The 22,500-nt window shown below is 58.9% G+C and carries 17 protein-coding genes; 4 read left to right on the top strand and 13 right to left on the bottom strand.

What is annotated here, in order from left to right:
- The first annotated feature begins 21 nt into the window (after nucleotides 1-21).
- The 4 genes from prsT to ACLIKD_RS07635 are packed head-to-tail and all read left to right on the top strand — an operon-like array spanning nucleotide 22 to nucleotide 5,786.
- Nucleotides 22-2,796 carry an XrtA/PEP-CTERM system TPR-repeat protein PrsT gene (prsT, locus tag ACLIKD_RS07650; protein ID WP_428827839.1) on the top strand — a complete coding sequence of 925 codons (2,775 nt, stop codon included), beginning with the start codon at nucleotides 22-24 and terminating at the stop codon, nucleotides 2,794-2,796.
- A 44-nt stretch (nucleotides 2,797-2,840) separates the two neighbouring features.
- Nucleotides 2,841-4,121 carry a nucleotide sugar dehydrogenase gene (locus ACLIKD_RS07645; RefSeq protein WP_428827838.1) on the top strand — a complete coding sequence of 427 codons (1,281 nt, stop codon included), beginning with the start codon at nucleotides 2,841-2,843 and terminating at the stop codon, nucleotides 4,119-4,121.
- A gap of 10 nt (nucleotides 4,122-4,131) precedes the next feature.
- The gene (locus ACLIKD_RS07640; protein ID WP_428827837.1) at nucleotides 4,132-5,022 is read left to right on the top strand and encodes a transglycosylase SLT domain-containing protein; all 891 of its coding nucleotides are present in this window, start codon (nucleotides 4,132-4,134) and stop codon (nucleotides 5,020-5,022) included.
- Entirely contained in the window at nucleotides 5,019-5,786 is a 768-nt protein-coding gene (locus ACLIKD_RS07635) for a S1 family peptidase (RefSeq protein ID WP_428827836.1), read from the top strand. The genes ACLIKD_RS07640 and ACLIKD_RS07635 overlap by 4 nt, the downstream gene beginning before the upstream one ends.
- A gap of 11 nt (nucleotides 5,787-5,797) precedes the next feature.
- Here ACLIKD_RS07635 and ACLIKD_RS07630 read toward each other — a convergent pair whose 3' ends face one another.
- From ACLIKD_RS07630 to ACLIKD_RS07570, 13 genes are all read right to left on the bottom strand, one after another.
- The gene (locus ACLIKD_RS07630) at nucleotides 5,798-6,904 is read right to left on the bottom strand and encodes a nucleotidyltransferase domain-containing protein (protein WP_428827835.1); all 1,107 of its coding nucleotides are present in this window, start codon (nucleotides 6,902-6,904) and stop codon (nucleotides 5,798-5,800) included.
- Nucleotides 6,891-7,787, bottom strand: coding sequence for an HprK-related kinase A (locus ACLIKD_RS07625; RefSeq protein ID WP_428827834.1), 897 nt, complete (start codon nucleotides 7,785-7,787; stop codon nucleotides 6,891-6,893). The genes ACLIKD_RS07630 and ACLIKD_RS07625 overlap by 14 nt, the downstream gene beginning before the upstream one ends.
- 26 nt (nucleotides 7,788-7,813) lie before the next feature.
- Nucleotides 7,814-8,119: an HPr-rel-A system PqqD family peptide chaperone gene (locus ACLIKD_RS07620; RefSeq protein ID WP_428827833.1), complete on the bottom strand. Its 306-nt coding sequence runs from the start codon at nucleotides 8,117-8,119 to the stop codon at nucleotides 7,814-7,816.
- A 19-nt stretch (nucleotides 8,120-8,138) separates the two neighbouring features.
- Nucleotides 8,139-8,837 carry a hypothetical protein gene (locus ACLIKD_RS07615; RefSeq protein WP_428827832.1) on the bottom strand — a complete coding sequence of 233 codons (699 nt, stop codon included), beginning with the start codon at nucleotides 8,835-8,837 and terminating at the stop codon, nucleotides 8,139-8,141.
- A gap of 285 nt (nucleotides 8,838-9,122) precedes the next feature.
- Entirely contained in the window at nucleotides 9,123-9,860 is a 738-nt protein-coding gene (locus ACLIKD_RS07610) for a TVP38/TMEM64 family protein (protein WP_428827831.1), read from the bottom strand.
- Nucleotides 9,857-13,699 carry a non-ribosomal peptide synthetase gene (locus ACLIKD_RS07605; RefSeq protein WP_428827830.1) on the bottom strand — a complete coding sequence of 1,281 codons (3,843 nt, stop codon included), beginning with the start codon at nucleotides 13,697-13,699 and terminating at the stop codon, nucleotides 9,857-9,859. The genes ACLIKD_RS07610 and ACLIKD_RS07605 overlap by 4 nt, the downstream gene beginning before the upstream one ends.
- Nucleotides 13,672-15,453 carry a cyclic nucleotide-binding and patatin-like phospholipase domain-containing protein gene (locus ACLIKD_RS07600; RefSeq protein ID WP_428827829.1) on the bottom strand — a complete coding sequence of 594 codons (1,782 nt, stop codon included), beginning with the start codon at nucleotides 15,451-15,453 and terminating at the stop codon, nucleotides 13,672-13,674. Before ACLIKD_RS07600 ends, ACLIKD_RS07605 begins: the two co-directional genes overlap by 28 nt.
- A gap of 32 nt (nucleotides 15,454-15,485) precedes the next feature.
- Entirely contained in the window at nucleotides 15,486-16,496 is a 1,011-nt protein-coding gene (gene galE / locus ACLIKD_RS07595) for a UDP-glucose 4-epimerase GalE (RefSeq protein ID WP_428827828.1), read from the bottom strand.
- A gap of 210 nt (nucleotides 16,497-16,706) precedes the next feature.
- Nucleotides 16,707-18,458 carry an alkaline phosphatase D family protein gene (locus tag ACLIKD_RS07590; protein ID WP_428827827.1) on the bottom strand — a complete coding sequence of 584 codons (1,752 nt, stop codon included), beginning with the start codon at nucleotides 18,456-18,458 and terminating at the stop codon, nucleotides 16,707-16,709.
- Between the two features lie 134 nt (nucleotides 18,459-18,592).
- The gene (locus tag ACLIKD_RS07585) at nucleotides 18,593-18,871 is read right to left on the bottom strand and encodes a hypothetical protein (protein ID WP_428827826.1); all 279 of its coding nucleotides are present in this window, start codon (nucleotides 18,869-18,871) and stop codon (nucleotides 18,593-18,595) included.
- Nucleotides 18,872-18,999: 128 nt separating this feature from the next.
- Nucleotides 19,000-19,938 carry an SdiA-regulated domain-containing protein gene (locus ACLIKD_RS07580; RefSeq protein WP_428827825.1) on the bottom strand — a complete coding sequence of 313 codons (939 nt, stop codon included), beginning with the start codon at nucleotides 19,936-19,938 and terminating at the stop codon, nucleotides 19,000-19,002.
- 19 nt (nucleotides 19,939-19,957) lie between these two features.
- A complete protein-coding gene (locus ACLIKD_RS07575; protein ID WP_428827824.1) occupies nucleotides 19,958-20,632 on the bottom strand; it encodes a lamin tail domain-containing protein in 675 nt (224 codons plus the stop codon).
- A 259-nt stretch (nucleotides 20,633-20,891) separates the two neighbouring features.
- Nucleotides 20,892-22,397, bottom strand: a complete 1,506-nt coding sequence (locus ACLIKD_RS07570; protein WP_428827823.1) for a 3-hydroxybutyrate oligomer hydrolase family protein — start codon at nucleotides 22,395-22,397, stop codon at nucleotides 20,892-20,894.
- Between the last annotated feature and the right edge of the window lie 103 nt (nucleotides 22,398-22,500).

The following is a 22,500-nucleotide window of genomic DNA, read 5'->3' as shown; positions in this document are numbered from 1 at the left end:
TATTTTTTGAAAGCACACGTCATGAAAAAACGTCAATCGATCATTTCCACCGCGATTTCAACCGCTTTGCTGGCGGCCTTCCTTGGCGGTTGCGGCGGCGACAGCCCGGATGCACTGATTGCCTCCGGCAAGGATTTCCTCGCTAAAAAGGACAGCAAGGCAGCCGTCATCCAATTGAAGAATGCCTTGCAGAAAAACCCGGAGCTTGGCGAGGCACGCTTCCTTCTGGGGAAAGCGCTACTGGAAAGCGGCGACGTCGCCGGTGCTGAGGTTGAACTGCGCAAGGCACTCGACCTCAAATATGCCAGCGACCAAAGCATCCCCCTGCTTGCCCAGGCGCTCCTGGCGACCGGCAAAGCCAAGAAAGCTACAGACGAATTTGCCAAAGTAGAACTTCCGGCCAGCGAAGCGCAGGCCAACCTGAAAACCACGCTGAGCGTTGCCTACATTGCCCAAGGTGATCGCCAAGCCGCCCAGAGCGCGCTGGACGCCGCACTTTCCGCCAAACCCGACTACGCCCCGGCCCAACTAGCCGATGCACGCAACAAAGCCGGCAGCCGGAAATTCGATGAAGCGCAAACCATAGTCGATGGCGTACTGGCGAAGAATCCGAACAACGATGAAGCACTGCTGCTCAGCGGCTCATTGCAGGCGGTCAAGGGCAATCAGGAGGCGGCCATTGCACTTTACCGCAAGGCTATCGAGGCCAGACCAGACTCTCTGCAGGCCCACTCCGCCGTTATATCCAGCCTGTTCCAGCAACAAAAGCTGGACGATGCGGTAAAGCAGATCGATGCACTGAAGAAAATCGCCCCCAAGCATCCGCAGACTATCTATCTTGATGCACAAGCAAAATACCAGCTCAAGGACTACAAGACAGGGCGGGAATTGACGCAACAGCTACTGAAAATCGCCCCGAACAATCCCAACAGCCTTCAACTCGCTGGCGCCGTCGAATTTCAGCTGGGCTCCTATATTCAAGCCGAAGTCTACCTGGCCAAGGCGCTTCAATTGAGTCCGGATCTGCCGCTGGCCCGCAAGCTTCTTGTTTCCAGCTATCTACGCGCCGGTCAACCGGCCAAAGCCCTGAGTACACTGCAACCTGCACTTGAGAGCAAGGAGAAGGATCCAAGCCTGCTTGCGCTGGCAGGGGAGACCTACCTACAAAATGGTGACGCAAACAAGGCGGCTGAATATTTTGCCAAAGCGAGCACGCTCGATCCAGACAACACCGTCAAGAAAACATCTCTTGCTCTGGCTCACTTAGCGCAAGGCAAGACTGCCGACGCCTTTGAGGAACTTGAACAGATTTCCCTTACCGACAAGGGAACGGCAGCCGACCTCGCGCTGATCGCGGCCTACCTGCGAACCAACCAGACTGACAAGGCGCTCAAGGCCATCGACAGCCTGGAAAAAAAGCAACCAAACAACGCAGCCACCTACAATCTGCGAGCCCGCACGCTGCTAACCAAGAAGGATATTCCGGGAGCCCGTCAAAATTTTGAAAAGGCACTCTCAATCAATCCGAAGTTTTTCCCCGCGGCAGCCAGTCTGGCGGCAATGGATATCGTGGAAAAAAAGCCGGACGATGCCCGCAAACGCTTTGAGTCCGTTCTCGCTGCCGACCCCAAGAGCATACAAGCCATGCTTGCACTGGCAGAGCTCCGTATGTCGAATGGCGGCACTCCTGACGAAGTCACCGGACTGATCAGCAAGGCAATTACCGCCAATCCAGAAGAGGTTGCACCACGACTGGCACTGATCCAGTACCATCTGAGCAAGAAGGACAACAAAAAGGCTCTAACGGCTGCCAGCGATGCTTTGGCAGCTCTTCCTGACAAGCCGGAAATACTCGATGCCCTGGGCCGGACACAGCAGGCCTCAGGTGACTTCAACCAGGCACTGGTAACCTACAGCAAGCTGGCCGCCATGCAACCCGCTTCGCCTCTGCCACAGATGCGCCTGGCCGACATACATCTGGGCAGCAAGAACAAGGATGAAGCCGGGAAAAGCCTCAAGAAGGCACTGGAAATCAAGCCTGACCTGGTCGAGGCCCAGCGTGGCCTGATCCTTCTGGCAATGGATGCCAAGAAACTTGCCGATGCAGTCAACATTGCTCGCCAGGTTCAACAGCAAAGGCCCAAGGAAGCTGCCGGCTTTGTATTCGAAGGGGATATACGTGCCACCGAAAAGGCCTGGCCTGAAGCCATTGGTGCTTACCGCGCCGGTTTGAAACAAGTTGCGGCTCCGGAATTGGCCATCAAGTTGCACACCGCCCTGCTTGCCTCGGGAGCTACCGCCGAAGCAGACAAAATGGCAGCGGGATGGATCAAGGAGCATCCGAAGGATGTTGCGCTCCGCGTCCATCTGGGAGATATCGCTACGGCACGCAAGCAGTATCCGCTGGCCGTCCAGAATTACCGTGGAGCACTTGAAATTCAGCCGAATAATCCATTGGTGCTGAACAACCTGGCTTGGGTCTTGGGGCAACTCAAGGCCCCCAAGGCACTGGAGTACGCGGAAAAAGCCAACCAGCTGTCTCCCAACCAGCCACCATTTATGGATACGCTCGCCATGTTGCTCGCCGACAAGGGTGAAACGACGAAGGCAATCGATCTTCTACGCAAAGCAATGGTAATCGCCCCGCAAGCAACGGCAATTCAACTGAATCTTGCCAAGGTATTGATCAGCGCCGGCAAAAAAGACGAAGCACGCAAGGAACTGGACGCCATCGCCAAGATGGGCGAAAAATTCTCGGGCCATGCCGAAGTCAGCCAGCTACAGAAAGAGCTTTAAGATTTTGTTCAACTTTAATTTCAATCATTAATCGTGGGTAAAAAATGACAACAATTGCAGTGGTTGGTCTCGGTTACGTCGGTTTGCCGCTGGCAGTCGAATTTGGCAAAAAGTTTCGCACCATTGGATTCGATCTCTCAGCAGAGAAAATCGAGTCCTACAAACGATACGTAGACCCGACCGGGGAAGTCAGCAGTGAAGATCTCAAGGCAGCAACCCTGCTTGAGGTTGGCACCAATCCGGCGGCGCTGAAAGAGGCTGATTTTGTCGTGGTCGCCGTACCGACACCAGTCGACGATGCCCACCAGCCGGATTTCAGCCCGCTGGTAGGATCCTCAAAAGCAGTCGGCCAGAACCTCAAACAGGGGGCAATCGTCGTCTATGAATCAACGGTATACCCCGGGGCGACAGAAGAGGTTTGTATTCCGATTCTCGAACGAGAGTCCGGCAAGACATGGAAAAAGGATTTCTTTGTCGGTTACTCGCCGGAGCGCATCAACCCAGGCGACAAGGAACGTACCGTTACCAAGATCGTCAAGGTCGTCTCGGGGGATACGCCGGAGACGCTGGCCACCGTGAAGGAAATCTACGGCAGCATCATTACGGCTGGCGTCTATCCCGCCTCAAACATCAAGGTGGCCGAAGCGGCCAAGGTCATTGAGAATACCCAGCGTGACCTGAACATCGCACTGATGAACGAACTGGCTATTATTTTTGACAAGATCGGCATCGATACGCTGGAAGTTCTGCAGGCCGCCGGTACCAAGTGGAATTTTCTGCCATTCCGTCCGGGGCTGGTTGGCGGCCACTGCATTGGTGTCGATCCGTATTATCTGACACACAAGGCCCAGAAACTCGGCTATCACCCCGAGGTCATTCTGGCCGGCCGCCGGATCAATGACGGAATGGGCAAGTTTGTGGCCGAACAAACCATCAAGCAGCTGATTCGCAATGGGCACCCGATCAAGGATTGTCCGATTATCGTCCTCGGCCTTACTTTCAAGGAAGACTGCCCAGACCTGCGCAACTCGCGGGTTATCGACGTCATTCGCGAATTGGAATCCTATGGAGCCAAGGTCGTCGTCCATGACCCGGTTGCCGATACCAAGGAAGCGAAGCACGAATACGGTGTCGATCTTGTTGCCTGGGATGATCTGCCAAAATCTGGAGCCATCGTCGCTGCGGTGAACCATCATGAATTCAAAATGCGGTCAACTGCCGATTTCTTGTCTAAACTGAAAAACGATGGTGTGATCACCGATGTAAAAAGCATGCTCGATCCGGCCGCATTCGCAGCCGCGGGTGTGGATCTCTGGCGTCTCTAAGGAGGCTCGCATGAAGCGCTCAAAGTCGAGAAAACCAGGTCGCAGGCCTTGGGCGCTATGCATCCTTATTGCCATCACTGCACTCTCCAAACCAGCTCTGGCCGATTTGGAGAAAAATGAGCAAGCGGTGGCATTGCGCAACGAAGCGCGCAATTATGAACACGGCAACGGTGCCTCACGCGACCCGGCCAAGGCTGTTCAGTTGTATTGCGAAGCCTCTCGTCTGGGTGACGTTGAGGCTCAATACAATCTTGGCTGGATGTATGCCAACGGTCGCGGTATTGCCCGTGACGATGCGACAGCAGCCTATTTTTTTGCGATGGCTGCCAAACAGGGCGATCCGCTTTCCCAGCGCATGCTGCGTCAGGTTGGAGACCCCGTCAGCAAGCCTCCTGAGTGCCTTTTTGACAGCGATGGACATGATATCGTCGCCACGGCCATGCCGGAGCACCGTAAAGTCATGGATATGGTGCTCAAGCTGGCTCCGGAATATGGCGTATATCCCCGGCTTGCGATGGCTATCATCCGCGCCGAATCCAACTTCAATCCGGGAGCGGTGTCCCCAAAGAATGCTCAGGGACTGATGCAACTGATTCCGGAAACCGCCGAACGCTTCAACGTAAAAAAGCCTTTCGATCCTGAACAGAATATCCGCGGCGGCCTTTCGTACTTACGTTGGCTTCTTGCCTACTTCAAGGGTGATGTGGCGTTGGTAGCAGCAGCCTACAATGCGGGTGAAGGTGCGGTAAACCGATACGCCGGGATTCCCCCCTATGCCGAGACGCAAGGCTACGTCAAACGCATACGCGATATTTTCAAGCGGGAGAATCATCCTTTCGATCCGGCAATCACTGGTCCATCACCGGAATTGCCAAAAATAACTTCGCGCAGGGTGATGTGAGGACCAGTAAATGTTTTATCGGATGGCTTTTTGCCGCCCTTGGATTATTTCTGGCGACTGAAGTAGTTGCCGAACTGGCCGATACCATTGAGCGCGTCAAACCTTCGATTGTTGTGGTCGGGACTTACAAAAAAACGAATAGCCCACCGTTTGTCTTGCGCGGTACAGGGTTCGTGATCGGCAATGGAAATCTGGTTGCCACAAACTCACACGTCGTTCCGGACACCCTAGAACCGGATGCTCCGGTTCTGGTCATTCAGACACGCAACGCCAGCGGAGAGTCGCAGGTCAGGCGCGCTTATCTCGCCACCCGGGATAAAGATCACGATCTGGCGGTCCTGCGTGTCGATGGGGCGGCCTTGCCAGCCCTTAAACTGCGCGACTCGAACTTGGTGCGCGAGGGCCTGTCGGTTGGATTTACCGGTTTTCCGATCGGCGGCGCCTTGGGCTTTTCGCCGGTCACCCATCGCGGCATGATCTCCTCAATAACCCCAATCGCCCTCCCCGGAGCGACTGCCCAGCAACTAAATGAAAAAGTGATCCGTCGCATCAAGGGCGGAACCTTCAACATCTTTCAACTGGATGCCACGGCCTATCCGGGAAACAGCGGCAGCCCGGTCTTTGACACGGAAAGTGGCGACGTGATCGGGATCATCAATATGGTCTTCATCAAAGGCAGCAAGGAAACAGCCTTGAGCCAACCATCGGGAATCAGCTATGCGATTCCTGTGAACTTCTTGAAAAGCATCGTCGATATCCCTTAGGAATATATCGACTACACCGGCTGGCGCTCGATGGAAACCTCGGCATCGTATTTTCCCGGCCGGGTCATCGCCTTGTGCACCAAATGGCGGGTCAACATGAAAACTGGCATCCTGATCCAGTGCGAACGTATATAGAGCGCTTTTCTTGCCAGCCAACTCCCTCGGCTATCGCAACTCGCATGATTCGGACGCAAAGCCCTCGTATAGCATAGCTGCATCAACCACATCACCACTTTAGGTGGAGAGATCGATTTAATATCTCGAACTAGCGTTTCGGGAAACGGCGTATCGAGAATTTTCACTGAAAAAAAGACGGCATAGTAGAGCGGACGTTCCAAACCAAGCTCTCTGGCTCTCGGCAACAGCTTGCTCCAGAAACCATCTTTGTCACCAAAATGACGGAACATCGAATCAAGATCGAAAAGATCGCGTAATCCGTTGTCGAGTTCGCCCTCGTGAAAAAGATGGGTAGCACTATGCAGCACCATGTCGACAGGTTTAAGCACAAAGATATTGTCGAAGCCGGCGATCGGCACGGGGTCTTCAAGAAGTGCGGTTGTATTGACCCTAATGCGGGCTGTTTCCGGCAAAATCGTATGGTGAACGTCGATATTCGTTCCCCGCCGGACATGCAGCATGGGAGGGATTTCGTGCATCCATTCCCGGTAGTAGCGCTGATCGTACTCGTCGTGATGCGAGCCCTGCCAGCCGTGAATCATCAGGGCACTTTCAACTTCGCAGATCCGCTCCTTGGGAACCAGAATGTCTACATCCGAGAACGTGCGCCCGCGTGATGTCGGCAAACCGGCCATAACATAGGCAGCACCCTTGAGTAAAATGACTTTCACGCCACTGCCCAACAAGGCGTCCGAGATACATGAGACCTCCCAGCGAATAGCCAGATCCTGACGGTCAGCCATCTTTAATGCGGAAACAAGATGCGCTTGCGGCGATTTTGGTACGAGAGCAAGCCCCTCAGGTAATAACTGAAAAGCCAGTTTGCCAAGCAAGTTGGCCCGGCGCGCCTGGCGTATCAACAAATCCCACTGAGCTGTATCCAGAGATGCCGTTACGCGAGGCTCATACAGAGCCCGAACGACAATATCAGTTGGGTGCATTGCCTGCCCCGGCAAGCAAATCCGCCAAGATGCTTTCGGCATCGCTCAGACGGCTATAGGTGAACTGATAACATGAACACTGCTCGACAAGGTCACCAACAGCATCAAATCCCGAACGACCATGAACGTTGTAGTTGAACGACTGATCAGCAATCAGCATGAATGTTCTTGCCTTGGAGTACTTCTCAAGGAGTGGCTCAGAGTCAGCCAGGTAGCGTGGCAAGACTATCCAAGCCGGGAGCGCAGGCTCTGCAACACGCCGAACACTATCCTCCGGTGGCCTCATCAGCGCCACGGTTCCTTTGGTCGTGTCCGGCACAGGAGAAGTCATTACCGTATCCGGTGAATACCCCTGAATAACCTCGATGGACCGGTTCTTTAAATTAACCGGGCGGGCCATGCCATAAATCAGTTTTTGCTCGACATCGTAAAGAGCCAGTTCATCCGACAGCAACCGCCAGCCACGATTGATCAGCGCCGCACACAAGGTGCTCTTGCCGGAGCCTGGCGGTGCCGGCAGAATCAGCGCTCGCCCCCCTTGCTCGATCACTGCGGCATGAATGATCAAGTATTGGTGGCTATGTGCTGCCACGCACCAGTTGATTCCCCACTCTAGCATAGGGAAAGCCTGATCAGCTGGCAGTGGAATAAACGAAGGCCGGCCGTCGAAATAAAACCGCGCGAGCGGCTTTATCCAGCGGCGGAACCCTCGCTCATATGAAACCTCAACGTGAAAATCGGAAAAACTGTCCGGATCGGCGAGCGAAAAATCTCGATAAACACGACAAATATCGTCCGCCAAACTCGGGATATCGGAACGCACCCGGACTTTGAACGGATGCATGTCAATCAGCAGATCACCATCTTTAAGACGGTCAAACACTGCGTTTCTGGAAAACTCGGAAACTCTCAATTAGCTGCAGCGAAAATAAAATCGGCGCCTTCAAGTTGCATAAGCGCAGCATCAACGCCATCAGCAACGAGGTCCGGATCATCTTCGGGAAAGTTCAGCAGCAAGCGGTGTTTTAATTCATCTGCCGTCATAGGCGAATCTGCCAAGAATTGGCACAGCTCATAAGCCACCTCGCCTAGCAGATGGGTATCCCCATTTCTAGCATCGTATACGACGACAAGTTCTTCACCAAGGAAAACTCGGAAGACCAGATCTGCCTTTCGCAACGAGAGCTTCGCAGGCCAAGCTGCACTCTTGCTCAAAAACGGCCTCGAGGTCTACTTAAGAGGGCCTGACAATCCAATTATTATACAAATAGTCCACGATATCTTGCGCGCCCCAAGTCACATTCACCATATTGGGTGGCGAATAGGAACCAGATGCCATCTGCCGAAGGTCTAAAAGCGTCACACACTTGTCAAGATCGTTTGGTGAGGTCAGAGGGGCAAGCAAGACGTAGTTCAATTGGGCAACGATCGTGTACTTTTGCAGATCGGACCCCATGGACAAAATATCCTTGACCATGGCGGTGTCGTTCAATCCTGTTGGCCTGCCCAAGCCGGAGACGGTAGCAAAAAGCTTTTTTACCGTTACTTTCTTGTAATCAAAACTACCGTTGGTCTTTGTGGATTTATCGATGAGCAAAGGAAATTTTTCCTTCAGTTTCACCCACGGCTGGCCAAAGTTGTTCCGCGCGGTATTGCTCACCCAGTTAGAGATAGTCCAAGTCTCGTCCGTATATGAATTGTGTCCGGCATTGGTACTCAAGCTCGTGTTCGGATTGATCTGCTCAGAACCCCACGCCGACGGAGACTTGCAGTGCCATGCCAGCACTGGGCGACTGGCCAGTGTCACGGCAACGACAGAAGCTCCTTGGCGGAACAGGCGGCGACGAGAATGAGCGACACGTTCCTCACTTGGCTGAATTTGCGGCTCAACGGAAGTATCGTTTGTCGCAGCCAAATTTTCTTTATCGTTCATTTCCCGTACCTAGCCTTTCAGGTTTTCTTTGACATCCCGGCCAAAGGATAGCAGAGACCTAATGATATTGTTGTGATCCAGTTCACGCTTGACGCATACAGACAGCGCATTGGCAATTTTACAAAGCACATTCCATACCGGATCACCATTAACACTCTAACCGATTGATTATATTTAAATTTAACAGGACGCCAGGCCACTAATCCAAAGGCATGAGTATGGAGTGTAAAAATTTCCGACAGCTTTTTTCCTGAAGGCAATCAAACCCTGCGTCACCGTAAATCACTATCGCCCACCAACCTCCTCGTCTTTGCCCATCGCAGCAGGCTTTCCCGATTTTTCGAGCCATCGGCGAAGGCCATATGCACCGCCCAGGATGATTATCAATATTGCAACAGTCAGTGCAATTGACTGCCACCCGGGAGAACGAAAGACAGCAACAATCTGGTCAACAAATAGTGTGATCGCCAGAACTCCTGGAATCATCCCGACAATCGTCCCAAGCAAGAAATCACGCATTCGGATATGCGATACGCCGATGATCATATTGGCAATGGCGAATGGTGCCGCAGGAATCAAGCGGATGACGATTACCGTTATGACACCACTACGCCCCAGATTTTCGCTGAGTTTTCTGGCCTTTTCTCCGGCCAATAGTCGGAGCGCATCATGACCAAGGTACTTACCCAAGGCAAAGCTGATTACCGCCCCGATCTCAGCTCCTGACAGCACGTAAACCGGCCCAAGGATCGGCCCAAAGATTAATGCGCCAGCAACAATTATGACCGCCAGCGGAATCGCAATTATGCTGGCGATGATTACCGCACCAATGACGACGAGCGGATTCTGAGCCACTCCGGAGACTCGCAGCAAACCGATCAGTTTGTCCGGATCAAGAAATTCGTGGAGCGAACTCCAACGCCACGCGATGGCCAAGCCAAGCAGACCAAGAATAAGCGACAGCAACAGCAGAGCACGCTGCCGATACCGGCCACGAGGGGTAATGACAGGCCTATCGCTCAAGTTCTAGCCACATCCGGGGTGTTAAGTTCCGGCAAATCGAGAAGTGCGCGAGCCAAACTCTGTATGTTGTCACGCTCGAAAATCGACCCATGCAAGCCCTGAATCAGTATTTCATCAAGCGGCTGTTCCATCTGTTTTCGCCAGGGCTGAAACGCCCAGCGGTTCCACCGCACAAGACCTGACGACTTGATAAGGCTCACCGCCCCGCGGTAGCTGTCGAGCCGATAATCGGCCATGGCATTGATCTGGGCAATCAGCCCCGGGTCGCTGAACAAGGCGCCGAGATGGCGACCATTCATGCTGAGTTCATGCGCATTCATGTGTCGGGCCAACCAGCCGAGCGACTTCCAGAAAATGGCACTGCGCAGTAACCGCCCGGGATATACCGTATCGACCAGACAAAGCCGGGGGACGGGAAAGCCAAGCGCCTGCAGATGCCGTGCTGTCTCCAGGGCGGCGATGCCACCGACCGAAAACCCGGCCAGTACCCCCGGACGGCCATGCGCCACGATGCGTTCAGCGTAATCTCGGGCCAATCCGGAAATACTCAGCACTGGCCGGCCAGTCGGCGGTTGCAGCATGTACAGGTCACAGTGATCGCCCAAGGCATCGGCAAGACTCCGGAAACGAATCAGGTCACCATGCCCGGAGGCGGCGAAATATATGGGAGTTTTTCCCTCATTCCGGCCAAGGTGCAACATTACGTCACTGACCAGCCTCTGGCCCTTGTCTTGACCAAGCGCCAGCGCAAGTTGTTCGACCGAAGGGTTTTCGGTCAGGATAAAGAGCGGAACGCTCCGACCGACCAGGGTTTCCACCCCGACTAGGATGTCGACCGCCGCCAGAGAGTCACCGCCGACATCGAAGAAATTGTCGGTCACGCCGAAGCCATCCCGCTTCAATACAACCTGCCATAGCGCGAGGAGCGCGCGCTCCATGTCGTTGGCCGGGAGCCTCGAAGAAGCCACAGGAACCTCGACCTCCAGCACAGGCAAGCGGTCATAGGCAATTTTCCCCGTACCGTTGACCGGCAATTCCGGCAGGCGGGAGATCCCTGCCGGCAGCATGTAGTCGGGCAGGCGGCTTGCCAGATATTGGCGGATACGGCTTGCCGACAACTGTGGCGAACCGGCCACCCAGGCGTGGATGGCCGGCTTTCCATGCCGTTCGAGCAACTTGACCGCGGCCTGCTGCACGCCATCGACAGCGAGCAACGCAGCCTCGATTTCTCCTTGTTCGATGCGGTAACCACGCAGCTTGATCTGGCGATCAAGGCGACCAAGGAAATGCAGATTGCCATCGGTCGCCAGCCAGCCACGATCACCGGTCCGGTACATGCGCTGACCGGGAACGTATGGATCGGCAAAGAAGGCTTCACGATCCAGCTCAGGGCGATTGATATATCCCCGGGCAATTGCCGCTCCGGCGAGATAGACCTCTCCGGGAATACCGAAGGGCAGCAAGGTACCGCGGCTATCGAGTATGTAGATTCGCGAGCCATCGATTGCTCGCCCGATCGGCAAACTTGCGTCGGTCGATTGCTTTTGACACGCCCAGGCAGTGGCAAAGATGGTTGCTTCGGTGGGGCCGTAGACGTTGAACAGGCGCGCGCCGGTCTGGTCGATAAAACGATTGGCCAGATCGACCGACAAGACCTCGCCACCACAGCACGCGACGCGCAGTTTCAAGGCCGAGAAATCAGGAACCGAATCGAGAAGACCACGTAGCGTCGACGGCACCAGGGCCATGATGGTCACCGCATGGCGGACGGCAAAAGGGCCGAGCGAACGCGGTGAAAGCCGGCCGGCCGGCGGCAGGGCAACGCTGGCCCCGTTGATCAGCGGCAGAAACAGCTCGATCAGCGAAGGATCGAATGTTGACTGGGTGCACTGCCCTGTCCGATCCGATGGCACGACACCGTAAGCACGGGAAATCCAGGCCAGCCGAGCACTCAGCGCAGCGTGCTCGACCATGACGCCCTTCGGCTGCCCGGTCGACCCTGAGGTGAATAAGACATAGGCGAGATCACCCGGCGTGGGCCGAGGCAAATCGTTCAGAGACGCCCTACTAGCGGACTCGGGCAAAACAGTGAACAGTTTTGCCTGCAGCGCGGAAAACCGTTCGCGTTGGGCCGGTTGCACCAGCACGGCCAGCGCGCCGCTTTCGTCGACGATACCTTGCAGGCGGGCCAGCGGCGCATCCGGGTCCAGCGGCAGAAAGGCGGCACCGACCTTGTTGATGGCCAGCATGGCGGCCAGCATCTCCGGCGAACGCTCCATGACCAGCGCCACGATGCCTCCCCAGCCCGCTCCGAGACTGACTAGCTGAGCAGAGAGATAGCCAGACCAGACATCGAGCGTCGCGTAGTCAAGACTGCCGCCGTCCCAGACTACGGCACTGGCGTTGGGCGTGATTTCCGCCTGGCGCTGAAACTGACAGATATAGGGCTCCGGTGATGCTTGCGCCGTACACGGCGCCTGGGTCAGTGCGGCAAATTCAGCCGGAGGGAGTAGATCGAGGTCTTCGACACACTGATCGGGATACGCCGCCATGCCCTGCATCAGATGAGCGATACGTTGTCCGAGATAGCCGACTTCAGCCGCGGAAAAACAAGCAGGGCTTGCCTCTAGCGTCAGTTCCACATCCTGCACCGACTGAAATTCGCACAAGGTAATGCCCAGCGGATAGCGCGCCAAACCGGAGAATATCTGCCGCGATCCGAACGAGCGACCTGCACCGAAATTCAGATCGTAGTCCTGGCGCTCGTAAGAAAAGAGAACATCGAAAACGCTGTCGCGGCGGTGCCGAATAGCCGCCAGATGCCGGGCCAGTTCGCTGACCGGATAGCGCTGGCGGCGCACGGCTGCCTTCAAGGCAAGATTCACCGACCCAAGCAGCTCACGCACGGTGATGCCTGGCGACACCTTGACGACCAGCGGAAAGACGCCGACGAACATGCCGAAGGTTTCGCGATAGCGTTTTCCGGAACGATTCAGGCTCGGCAAGCCGATCACCACCTCGTCGCGGCCATAAGCCCGGGCAAAATAGGCGGCGAGAACGCCGACCAGATAACCAAAAAGTGTTACGCCGAGTTCCGCGGCAAACGAAGCCAGGTGGTCATAGTCGGCCCGGGGCAGATTCTGGGTAATCAGATGCGCGGTCGGCAAGCTTTCTGATGATTCGATCGCATAGCGCCGCTCAAATAGCGGCGGTGGCAACACCGGTAGCTGCTGCTGCCAGAACTCCGCGTCTTTGGCGAAGCTCGGCGAATGCCGGTACTCCAGCGAATCCGCGACAAACTGGCGATAACCCGGATCGCTAGTCGGCCGTCGCGCTTCCGAACCGGCCAGCACGTTGTACAGGGTGGCCCAACGCTGCATTACCTGCGAAGTTCCCCAGCCATCCATGATCAGGTGGTGAAACTGGATGGTCAGTCCGTGCAAGGTATCGCTATGACGGAGCAGGGCAAAACGCCAGGGCGGGTTGCCATCAAAGAAGAAGGGCTCGGCCATCCAGTCCTGCCACCAGACGCGCATGGCGGCCAGTGGATTCTCCGCCGTCGAAACATCGACCAGCAGCAACGGCGCATCGTAGGCCGGGAGCAGCCTCTGCCCGCCCTCAAGAAGAGGGACCAGACGCAAAGCCTCGTTTTCGGCAACCAGCTGAGTCAGCGCCTGGTGGAACAAAGCGAGGTCGAACGGACCGTCGATATACCCTGCCCCACCGATATTGAGGTGGGTGCTTCCCGGCCAGGCGCGCTGATCCAGCCAGACTTCCTGCTGGCTCAGCGAGAGCGGAAGAAGCTCTGGTTCTAGGACAGAAGCGACGGATCGGTCCATCGGGATATTTCTTCCAGTGCATAACGATAACCGGCCTCGACAATTTCGTCCGACCGACGGTAGGCCATCAGCGGAAAATCGGCGACCGGCGGCTCCAGGCAGTAATCCGCCAGGGCCATGGTCCGGGCCCGCTGGTGCATGCCGCCGATGTGGCCGGCCCGATAGAGGATCGAAGCAATCGATGGGGAGCCGTCACCGGCCGAGCGCAAATATCCCTTGAGGGTCCGCCAGACGGACAGCCGCACGGTTTCCGGATGGACACACATATTCTCGCGAACATCGACGTCGACGGCGATCACAGTCCCGTTCCCCCGGCGCTGTTCGAGCGGCGTCCCGAGGCGCCCGCGCATGGCACTGACCGGTACGTTATCGAGAATGGCTCCGTCGACCAGCAGATCGCCCTTGTGAACCACGGGCGGCAGCAGCCCGGCCGGCGAGTTGCTGGCCAGCACGGCCCGCCAGATCGGACCGCTATCCTGCACCGTGGTACACACCTGACTGAGATTGCAGGCAGCGGCAAAGAAGGGGCGCCACAGTTGTTCGATGCAGGTTTCGCCGAACATCTTGCGCAGATCGCGCTCGAGGCGTTTGCCGGACAGCAGCGAAATCAACGGCAAGGTTGGCCGCTCCCCCCCCAAGGCAAAGCGTTGCGTCCGCTGCCGGATTTCGTCGATCGGCACGCCACTGGCGTATTGCGCCCCGATCAAGGCCCCCATGCTGTTGCCACCGATCAGGTCGACCGGGATGGCGTTTTCCTCAAGCGCCCGCAGAACGCCAAGATGCGAAAAGCCGCGCGCCCCACCGCCGCCAAGCACCACACCGACGGCAGTACCGGTCAGAAAGCGCGCCAGACGGGCATAGTCGCGTTGCCGGCCGGCCCGCACCGGATAAACCCGTTCAATCTCCCGCCCTCTTTGCCAGGCCGGCATATCGCCTGGATGCTCGGCCAGCGCCTTGTGCAGCAGCACCAGATGCTTGCGCTTCATGACAAAGCCGGCCTCGCTTGAGAGACCGCGCTCGACCCCGGACAACCCGGGAGACTCCCCTTCCGCCGCAACAAAGACCACCTGGTCGGCCTGGCGAACAGCCCGGTGCGTGCGCTCCGAGTTCGTTTCGTCGGTTTCCAGCACAAGATATTCGAAGCGGCTCTCCAGCTCATCAAAGTGCGGCAAATCGAGCGCTGCCTCGCGCACTTTCTCGGTCCGCCCGATCGCTCCGAGCGCCTCGGCCAGACCCGCCGCCACTTCAGCCCCCAGGCGACGGTCGTGGAGCGGAACGACGACGAAGGTATGGGCCCGACGTTGTTCGACCAGTTGCGGGGCATGCCGAAGTTGCTGATAGACGGCCTGGGTAAAAACGCGATTCAAGGCCACCGGATGACGGCGCAGGAGTACTTCAAAAGGCTCGCGCCGCAGCAAGGCGATGGTCGAGTCGCGAACCGCCGTCACATCGGCAAAACGCGATTGTTGCAGGACCATGCCGGTTTCGCCGACGGACTCGCCCGGGCAAATTTCGTTATACAGAAGAAGCGAACCATCGGCATTTCGCCGTGACACACGCAGCCGGCCACTGACCAGAATCAACATGCTTTCAGCGGTATCGCCCTCGTGCAGAACGAGATCCCCCCCTCTCACCGAGGTGAGTTCCAACTCGCCGGCCAGATCTTGCAGAACAGGCATCTCGAGCATGCCAAATACGCGGCTGGCCTGCAGCACCTCGACCAACTTGTCGGCGGCAATCGACGTCGTCAGCACCCCATGCCCCGAGCGCGCCCCGGCTCCACTGCTCAGACGTTGAAGCCGGACGGATTGGCCGACTGCCAGCGCCAGGCATCGGCACACATGGTGTCGATGTCGCGGTCGGCCGACCAGCCGAGCACTTCCCTGGCCCGCGCCGGGTCGGCATAGCAGGCGGCGATATCGCCGGGGCGGCGATCGACAATGCGATAGGCGATTTTCTGGCCACTCGCTTTCTCGAAAGCGGCGACCACTTCCAGCACGCTGTAGCCGCGGCCAGTCCCCAGGTTGATCGGGACGATGCCGGACTGCCGGTCCAGCGCCGCCAGCGCGGCCAGATGGCCGCGGGCCAGATCGACGACATGGATATAGTCGCGCACGCCGGTACCGTCGGGCGTCGGGTAATCGCCGCCGAAAACGCTGAGCGCTTCGCGGCGGCCGACCGCGACCTGGGCAACGAAAGGCATCAGGTTATTAGGCATGCCCTGTGGGTCCTCGCCAATCAATCCGCTGGCATGCGCGCCCACCGGATTGAAGTAACGCAGTAGCGCGACCCGCCATTGCGGGTCAGCCTGCCCGATATCGCGCAGCATGTCCTCGATGACGAGCTTGCTGCGCCCGTACGGATTGGTCGCCTGGAGCGGGAAGCTCTCGTCGATCGGCACCCTGTGCGGATCGCCATAGACGGTGGCCGACGAACTGAAAACCAGCCGATAGACACCCGCCTTGGCCATCGCCTCGAACAGCCCCAAGGAACCGACCACGTTGTTGTCGTAATAGCGCATCGGCTGCGCGACCGACTCGCCGACCGCCTTGAGGCCGGCAAAATGGATCACCGAGGTAACGGGATAGGCAGCAAACAGCTTTTCCAGCAGCACCGCGTCGCGAATGTCGCCTTCGATGACGACAGGGCGCTTGCCCGATATCTGCTCGATCCGCTCAAGCACCTTGGGCGAACTATTGGAAAAATTGTCCAGGATCAGCAATTCATGGCCCGCTGCCAACAACTCGACGACAGTATGCGAGCCGATATAACCCGCCCCTCCAGTTACCAGTATCATTTTTTCCCCGAATGCCAGATGTAGATGCTGAGCACCTGATGGTTATCAAGTGTCATTCTGCCCTATTAGCAACCGGAAAAGAACCGGCCAAGGCAATCACCCCCGCGGAAACGCGCCGCTCGCTCAGGCGATGGCGGACGTTCGGGTTCGCTGCACCGTTCGGGAACGGTGCAGCGAACAACCCGGCGTACTGCTATTGCAAACGCCGAATCAGACCGGGGCCAGCCGGCGGTTGGCCAGACCCGGCAAGGTGCGCAGCGATTTGCCGGTGAAGGCGGTGTAATCGACCGCCTTGACGGTGCTGACGAAATGCCAGTCGCTGCGACATTCGCGCGCCGTCGCGGTGATCACCATGTAGCCGCGGTCGCCGGTATTGGCGTACTTGAGGGGGCCGATGATGCTTTCCAGTCCGGCCGCGACGAGGGCCGGATTTTCCGTCGGGAAATAGGCCTCGAAGCCGGGCGACGAAACGGAAGACACGGCGAATTCGACGCCGACCGGGTTGCCCTGGTAGTCGAGCAGGTCGCTGGCCCAGGCATTGTGCGTGTCGCCGGCCAGCACGACGAGGTTCTTGTCGAGGCTCCGGGCCATGCCGAGGACCATTTCACGGGCCATCGCATAGCCGTCCCAGGCATCGAGATTGTAAGGAATGGCCGGCTGGGCGAGGATGGCGCGTTCGCCGGCGCTCAACGCGGCCGGGTTGGCCTGGGCCTTGGCGACCAAGGCCGAATAGGCCGAGAAACCGATTTGGCCGAGCACCAGCGGCGCCGGGATGTTCATGCGCGCCATCAAGACCTGCTGGCCGAGCACTTGCCAGGTGGCGCCGGAACCGGTCATTTGCTGCTGCAGCCAGAGCAATTGTTCGGCGCCAAGCAATTGCCGGCTGGTATCGGCCAGATCGGCGGCAAAGCGGGCGCCGTCGAAACTGCCGTCGCTGCCGAAGTAGTTGGCGTAATCCAGTTGACGGTCGCGGGCAATGACGCGGGTATCCAGCATGTGCAGGGCCAGCAGATTGCCGAAGGCGAAGGAGCGGCTGATCAGTTCCGGCCGGCGCGGGTCCGGGCTGCGAATCGGCAGCCATTCGTGAAAGGCCTGCAGGGCCGCGGCCCGCCGCGTCGAGAAGGAACCTTCGCTGCTTTCGTCATGGTTTTCGGCGCCATCCTTGTAGGTATCGTTGGCGATCTCGTGGTCGTCCCAGACATTGATGAAGGACATCGCGGCGTGCGCCGCCTGGAGATCCGGATCGCTGCGGTACTGGGCATAGCGCTGGCGGTAGTCGGCGAGGCTGAGCAGTTCGCCGGCCGGTTCGACTTCGCGGCCGAGCGCGGCGGCGTCCTCGGAAGCGTATTGATCGCGGCCGTATTCGTAGATGTAATCGCCGAGATGGACGGCGAAGTCGAGGTCGTCGCGCTGCGCCGCCTCGGCGTAAACGTGGAAGTAACCGGCCGGATAATTGGAGCAGGTGAACACCGCCAGCTTGACCTGGGCAACGCGCCCGACCGGCAGCGTGCGGCCGCAGCCGACTGGCGAAACCGTCCGGCCGACGACAAAGCGATAGTAGTAACGGGTATCCGGACGCAGGCCGCGGACATCGACCTTGACCGTGTAGTCGCGGTCGCTGCCGGTACGGCTGATGCCGTTGCCGACGACGCGCCGGAAATGCCGGTCGGTGGCGACTTCCCAGAGAACGGGAACGATCCCGCCGCGCTCCGTGCTGACCCGTGTCCAGATGATCAACTGGCGTGCCAGCGGATCGCCACTGGCCACGCCGTGATCGAAACTGACCTTGAGGCGATGGCCATGTTGCACCATGGCCTTGTGCTCGGCTTCGGAGAAGCGCTCGCTGTCCATTTCATGGGCCAGGGCGCGGCGCGGCAGAACCGAGCCGGCGGAAGCAACGGCACCACCGAGCGAAAGCTGGCGCAGGAAACGACGGCGAAGGTTAAGAATTCGTGAAGTCATGGCGTCAATACCGGAAGTGGGACAAGTCTTCCGAGCTTAATGACGCGGAGTTACACCAAGGTGTCCGAAATATCTCACCAGCATTGCCAACGGCTCATGAGCCGTTCTGCCGAAAAAGGCAAACTGCGCGGCGATTATTCGCTGGCGAAATGCAGCGCCAGGCCGTGGCCGGCCGACAGGCTGGAGTCGAAAACCTCGTCCTGCAAATAACAGTCGAACGGCGGCTCGGCCGCGTCGTCTTCAATATCCAGCCCCAGGCAGCGAATTTCCGACTTCAACTGGCGATCCGTGAAATTGCGAAAGCCGGGAAAGCCCTCTTCGAGCAGATTGCCAAGCTGTATATGGCGGTCGATATCGTCGCCGGACGTCAGCCGGGCCAGCACCAGCTGACGAATCATTTCCTCGCGCGTCATGGGATTCTCCCGATCAACAAAAATCCGAATCTAACCGGGGTTTGTTACCTGCCAATGAAGCATAAATGACCAAGGCATGGGTGGCCGGCCGCTTGCCAGCCACCCATTACGGCGCCCTCCGGGCCGCTTCAGTTGCCGCGCTGACGACGGACCCGCCAGGCCACGCCGAGCAGGCCGGCCAGCAGCATCGCGTAGCTTTCCGGTTCGGGCACCGCGGTCAACACGAAGAGCTTCGAGTTCGGCGTGCCCGAGTCTTCGGCGACGAGGTAGATCACGCCTTTCTCATCGACGGTGACGCCCTCGATCGCCTGGGTGGTGATGCCGGAGAGATCGAAGGTACTCAGTACCTGGCCGCTCCGGTTGATCTCAATCAGCTTGCGCGAATCGAGGCTGAGGATCAGCAGGTTGTCGGCTGCCGCCGTACCGATCAGCGAATCGACCGGCGACAGCGTCTGGACATCGGACAGGCTGGCCAGGCCGAGCTTGGCATCGGCATTGAACAAGGCTTGCAGCGACGATACGCCGCCGCCCGCCGCGAAGCTCAGGTTGCCGGCCAGCACGGCCTGCGGATTGTCCTGCTTGACGGTGACGAAACTGCCGTTGCGCGGATCGTAGCTGATGCCTTCGGTGCCGACATTGCCGACGGTGTTGCCGAACGAAACCGACGGCGCGTTGGCCAGCGCGACGCTGCCACCGGCCTGATAGGTGAATTTGTAGGCATCCTGCAGGCGTTCTTCGGCGACCACCAGGACGCCGTTGTCGAGGTAGGTCAGGCCCTCGGCATCGTGGTTGGAACTGGCCGACGGCCAGTTGCTGAAGCTCATCGAACCGAGCGTCTGCCCGGTCCGCGAGATTTCGACGACGCCCGTCCCTTCGTCGCCGACGAAGAACAGCGTGCCGCGGTCACGGGCGTAGGTCACTGCCGAAGCTTCCAGGCCCATGCCGCCCAGGGTGTCGAGCTTATAGCTGGCGGCCAGCTGGTAGCGCGAGAGATCGAGCGAATCGGCAGCCTGAGCGGTGGCGCCCAAAGCGGTCGCCACGGCCAGAATCAGGTGTTTGATGTTCATTTGCGATGGACTCCGGAAATCACTTGCTCTGGCGACGGGCAAGGCCGCCGATCATCAGCAGGCCGGCGGCGAACATCGCATAGCCGGACGGCTCGGGCACCGCAGCCAGGACGAACTGGCCGGGATTGCCGAGATCGCCGAGGGTAGACGCACGGGAACCGTAGCGGTCGCCGGCCTCGGCGAGAACCCAGCCGGAGGTCACGGTACTCGATGCAAGTTCGGCCAGGGTGACGGGATTGCCGCTGGCGTTCTGGGCCCGCACGGTACCGGCAAAGGTCTGGTCGCTGTAGGTCAGGCTGTCGACCAGCTGTCCTCCGGCGTTATAGATATTGATCTCGTCGCTACGCCCCAGGTTGTTGCTATTGCCACCGATCACCTTGACGCTGTCGGTCAGGCCCCAGGCTGCACGAAAGTCGGTAGCCTGCGCCTCGGTGAGGATCACCGATTGGCCTGCCGCGACCATGCCGAATGCCGACAGGCTGACCGAGCCGGCCGCGCGCGAACTGTCGTCGAACGACCAGCCGGAGAAATCCACCGCCGAATTGCCAAAGTTGGTGAATTCGATGTACTCGCCGGTGGCGTCGTTGCCGTTGTACATCCACTCGGTAATCTGGACATTGGGGGTGGCGGCGAATGCCACCAGCGGGCTGGCAATGAGCAGCGCCGCAACAACAGCGCGCGGGAACTTCGTCATGGGATTACTCCATAGGGGTTGGGGGTCGGAAGGGCCGGCCCCGCCCGCGAGCGTCAGCGATGCAGTCGTCTGGCGCGGCGTCGGCAGAGCACCTTTCGATTTATACCGGTAGCGAATTGCATGCTTGTGACATCGCCCGTAGCAAAACCTGAGCCGATCGGCTCATCGGGGCGGCGGTGCGGCGGTGCGGCGGTGCGGCAGGCTTGACCAACCGGGCAAGCACTGCCGCAGACATTCCGGGAATGGCTCCCGGCCGAACTCAGGGCACCAGCAGTTCGGCGCAATGGCCCGGCTGGGCAGGGACCGCGCCGATGCTCTGGCCGCGCCCGATACACTGGTCAGGCGGCAGCGCCCTGCCCTGCTCGACATGGCCGACCAGCAGATCGAAAGCCCGCTGGGCGTGCGGCTGGATCAGCTCCAGTTGCGGCAGGGTCAGCTTGTAGGTTTCGATGTGATTGCCGTTCTGTACCTCATAGAGCCGGTAGGCCGGCTGGCGTTCGGGGTGGTGGCGATGCCGATGCTCATCGCCATCGGCTTCCTGACGACCGGCCGCGGCGACCTTGCGGGCATAGGCCCGGGCGTGGTGGTCGATCGGCAGCAGCGCATCCATCGTGCCGGCCACGGTGATCAGTGGACGCTGCAGGCGGCCGCTGGTGGAAAAATCGGCGACGTTGTCGCCAACTTCGGAGACCGATTGCCGGGCGCTGTAATTGTAGTTTTCCGGGCCGCTGCCATAGGTGTCGTAGGCCGGATCGAGGCGCTTCTGCCACTGGCACAGCGTCACTTCCCAGAACGACGCGGAATTCATCGACCACAGCGACGTGGCACCGCTGCCGAGATCCGGCGGAAAACCGGCGGCCCGGATATTCCGGGCGGCGAGACTGGTTGCATCCATGCCGCCATCGACATAGTCGGGGAAATTCAGCACCGCCGCCGGCAAATCGGTCAGCAGATTGGCGGCATTGGCATCGACGAAAGTGCCTTCCCAATCGACACCGCCAGCAAACCATTCGGGGGCCGACTCGACCGCCCGACGAACCTGGTAGCCACCGTTGGAAGTCCCGACCGCGTAGGTGTAGCGCGGCGCCCGGCCGTAATGGGCGGCAGCCCCCTGGTGGGCCAGTTTCGAGGCAAGCACCATGAAATCCCGCCAGCGGGTGAATTCCTGGCCCGGATCGTTATCGTAGAAATGCGCCCAGGTCGGCGAGGTCGGGTTAAGACGGCAGGCCAGCGGATCGCTGCCATCGCTCAGCTTGAGATTGAGCACCCCCTTGTTCTGCGAGGCGTAGGCGTAGCCTTTCTGGACGACGTAATCGCTCCAGGCGAAATCGCCGTTGAACTCGCTGCGCGTGCCGGACGCCCCGGCCACCACCAGGCGGCCATTCCAGTTGGCCGGCAGGCGCAACAGGAAGCGCGCCTGGCCAGTCGGGTCGCTGGCGATGCGGGCGTTGAGCTGGAGGCCGGGCACCGGCCCCTTGATCGGCGTCCGGTTGGCCGGGTCCGGGGCGATCGTCGCCCGGTCGCTCTGCGGCGTGAAGGCAAAGGGCGGCAGGCCGGGCAGCGAATTGTTGGCGGGCGTCGTCGCCGGGTTGGCCGTGGTCAGATCCGTGCTGTCGACGCAGCTGACGTCGGCCAGCCGGTTGCCGAAAGCCTGAACCAGGTTGGCGCAGCGGTCGGCATGCGCCGCACCGGCACCGAGCAGCATGATCAGCGCGCCGAGGCAGCGCACCGCGGGTAACGATAATGGGTTGGTTACGGACTTCATGGTTTGTCTCCTGTCGTTATTGTTTGCCCGGTCGGGGCGACCGGAGCATGCCGTCCCTGACAATAACGCCTTGCCAGCCCGACGGCATATCGATCATCGGCTC

Origin of the sequence: Azonexus sp. IMCC34842 (assembly GCF_050368855.1) — a bacterium.
Lineage (GTDB): Bacteria > Pseudomonadota > Gammaproteobacteria > Burkholderiales > Rhodocyclaceae > Azonexus > Azonexus denitrificans_A.
Note: the sequence above shows the minus strand (reverse complement) of the source record. Positions and strands in the feature narration are given on the sequence as shown.

Bases quoted from the DNA above. Each gene is read 5' to 3' on its own strand.
- ACLIKD_RS07615 (WP_428827832.1), bottom strand. From the start codon at position 8,837: ATGAACGATAAAGAAAATTTGGCTGCGACAAACGATACTTCCGTTGAG.
- ACLIKD_RS07640 (WP_428827837.1), top strand. From the start codon at position 4,132: ATGAAGCGCTCAAAGTCGAGAAAACCAGGTCGCAGGCCTTGGGCGCTA.
- prsT (WP_428827839.1), top strand. From the start codon at position 22: ATGAAAAAACGTCAATCGATCATTTCCACCGCGATTTCAACCGCTTTG.
- ACLIKD_RS07630 (WP_428827835.1), bottom strand. From the start codon at position 6,904: ATGCACCCAACTGATATTGTCGTTCGGGCTCTGTATGAGCCTCGCGTA.
- ACLIKD_RS07645 (WP_428827838.1), top strand. From the start codon at position 2,841: ATGACAACAATTGCAGTGGTTGGTCTCGGTTACGTCGGTTTGCCGCTG.
- ACLIKD_RS07575 (WP_428827824.1), bottom strand. From the start codon at position 20,632: ATGACGAAGTTCCCGCGCGCTGTTGTTGCGGCGCTGCTCATTGCCAGC.
- ACLIKD_RS07580 (WP_428827825.1), bottom strand. From the start codon at position 19,938: ATGAACATCAAACACCTGATTCTGGCCGTGGCGACCGCTTTGGGCGCC.
- galE (WP_428827828.1), bottom strand. From the start codon at position 16,496: ATGATACTGGTAACTGGAGGGGCGGGTTATATCGGCTCGCATACTGTC.
- ACLIKD_RS07605 (WP_428827830.1), bottom strand. From the start codon at position 13,699: ATGGACCGATCCGTCGCTTCTGTCCTAGAACCAGAGCTTCTTCCGCTC.
- ACLIKD_RS07570 (WP_428827823.1), bottom strand. From the start codon at position 22,397: ATGAAGTCCGTAACCAACCCATTATCGTTACCCGCGGTGCGCTGCCTC.
- ACLIKD_RS07585 (WP_428827826.1), bottom strand. From the start codon at position 18,871: ATGACGCGCGAGGAAATGATTCGTCAGCTGGTGCTGGCCCGGCTGACG.
- ACLIKD_RS07590 (WP_428827827.1), bottom strand. From the start codon at position 18,458: ATGACTTCACGAATTCTTAACCTTCGCCGTCGTTTCCTGCGCCAGCTT.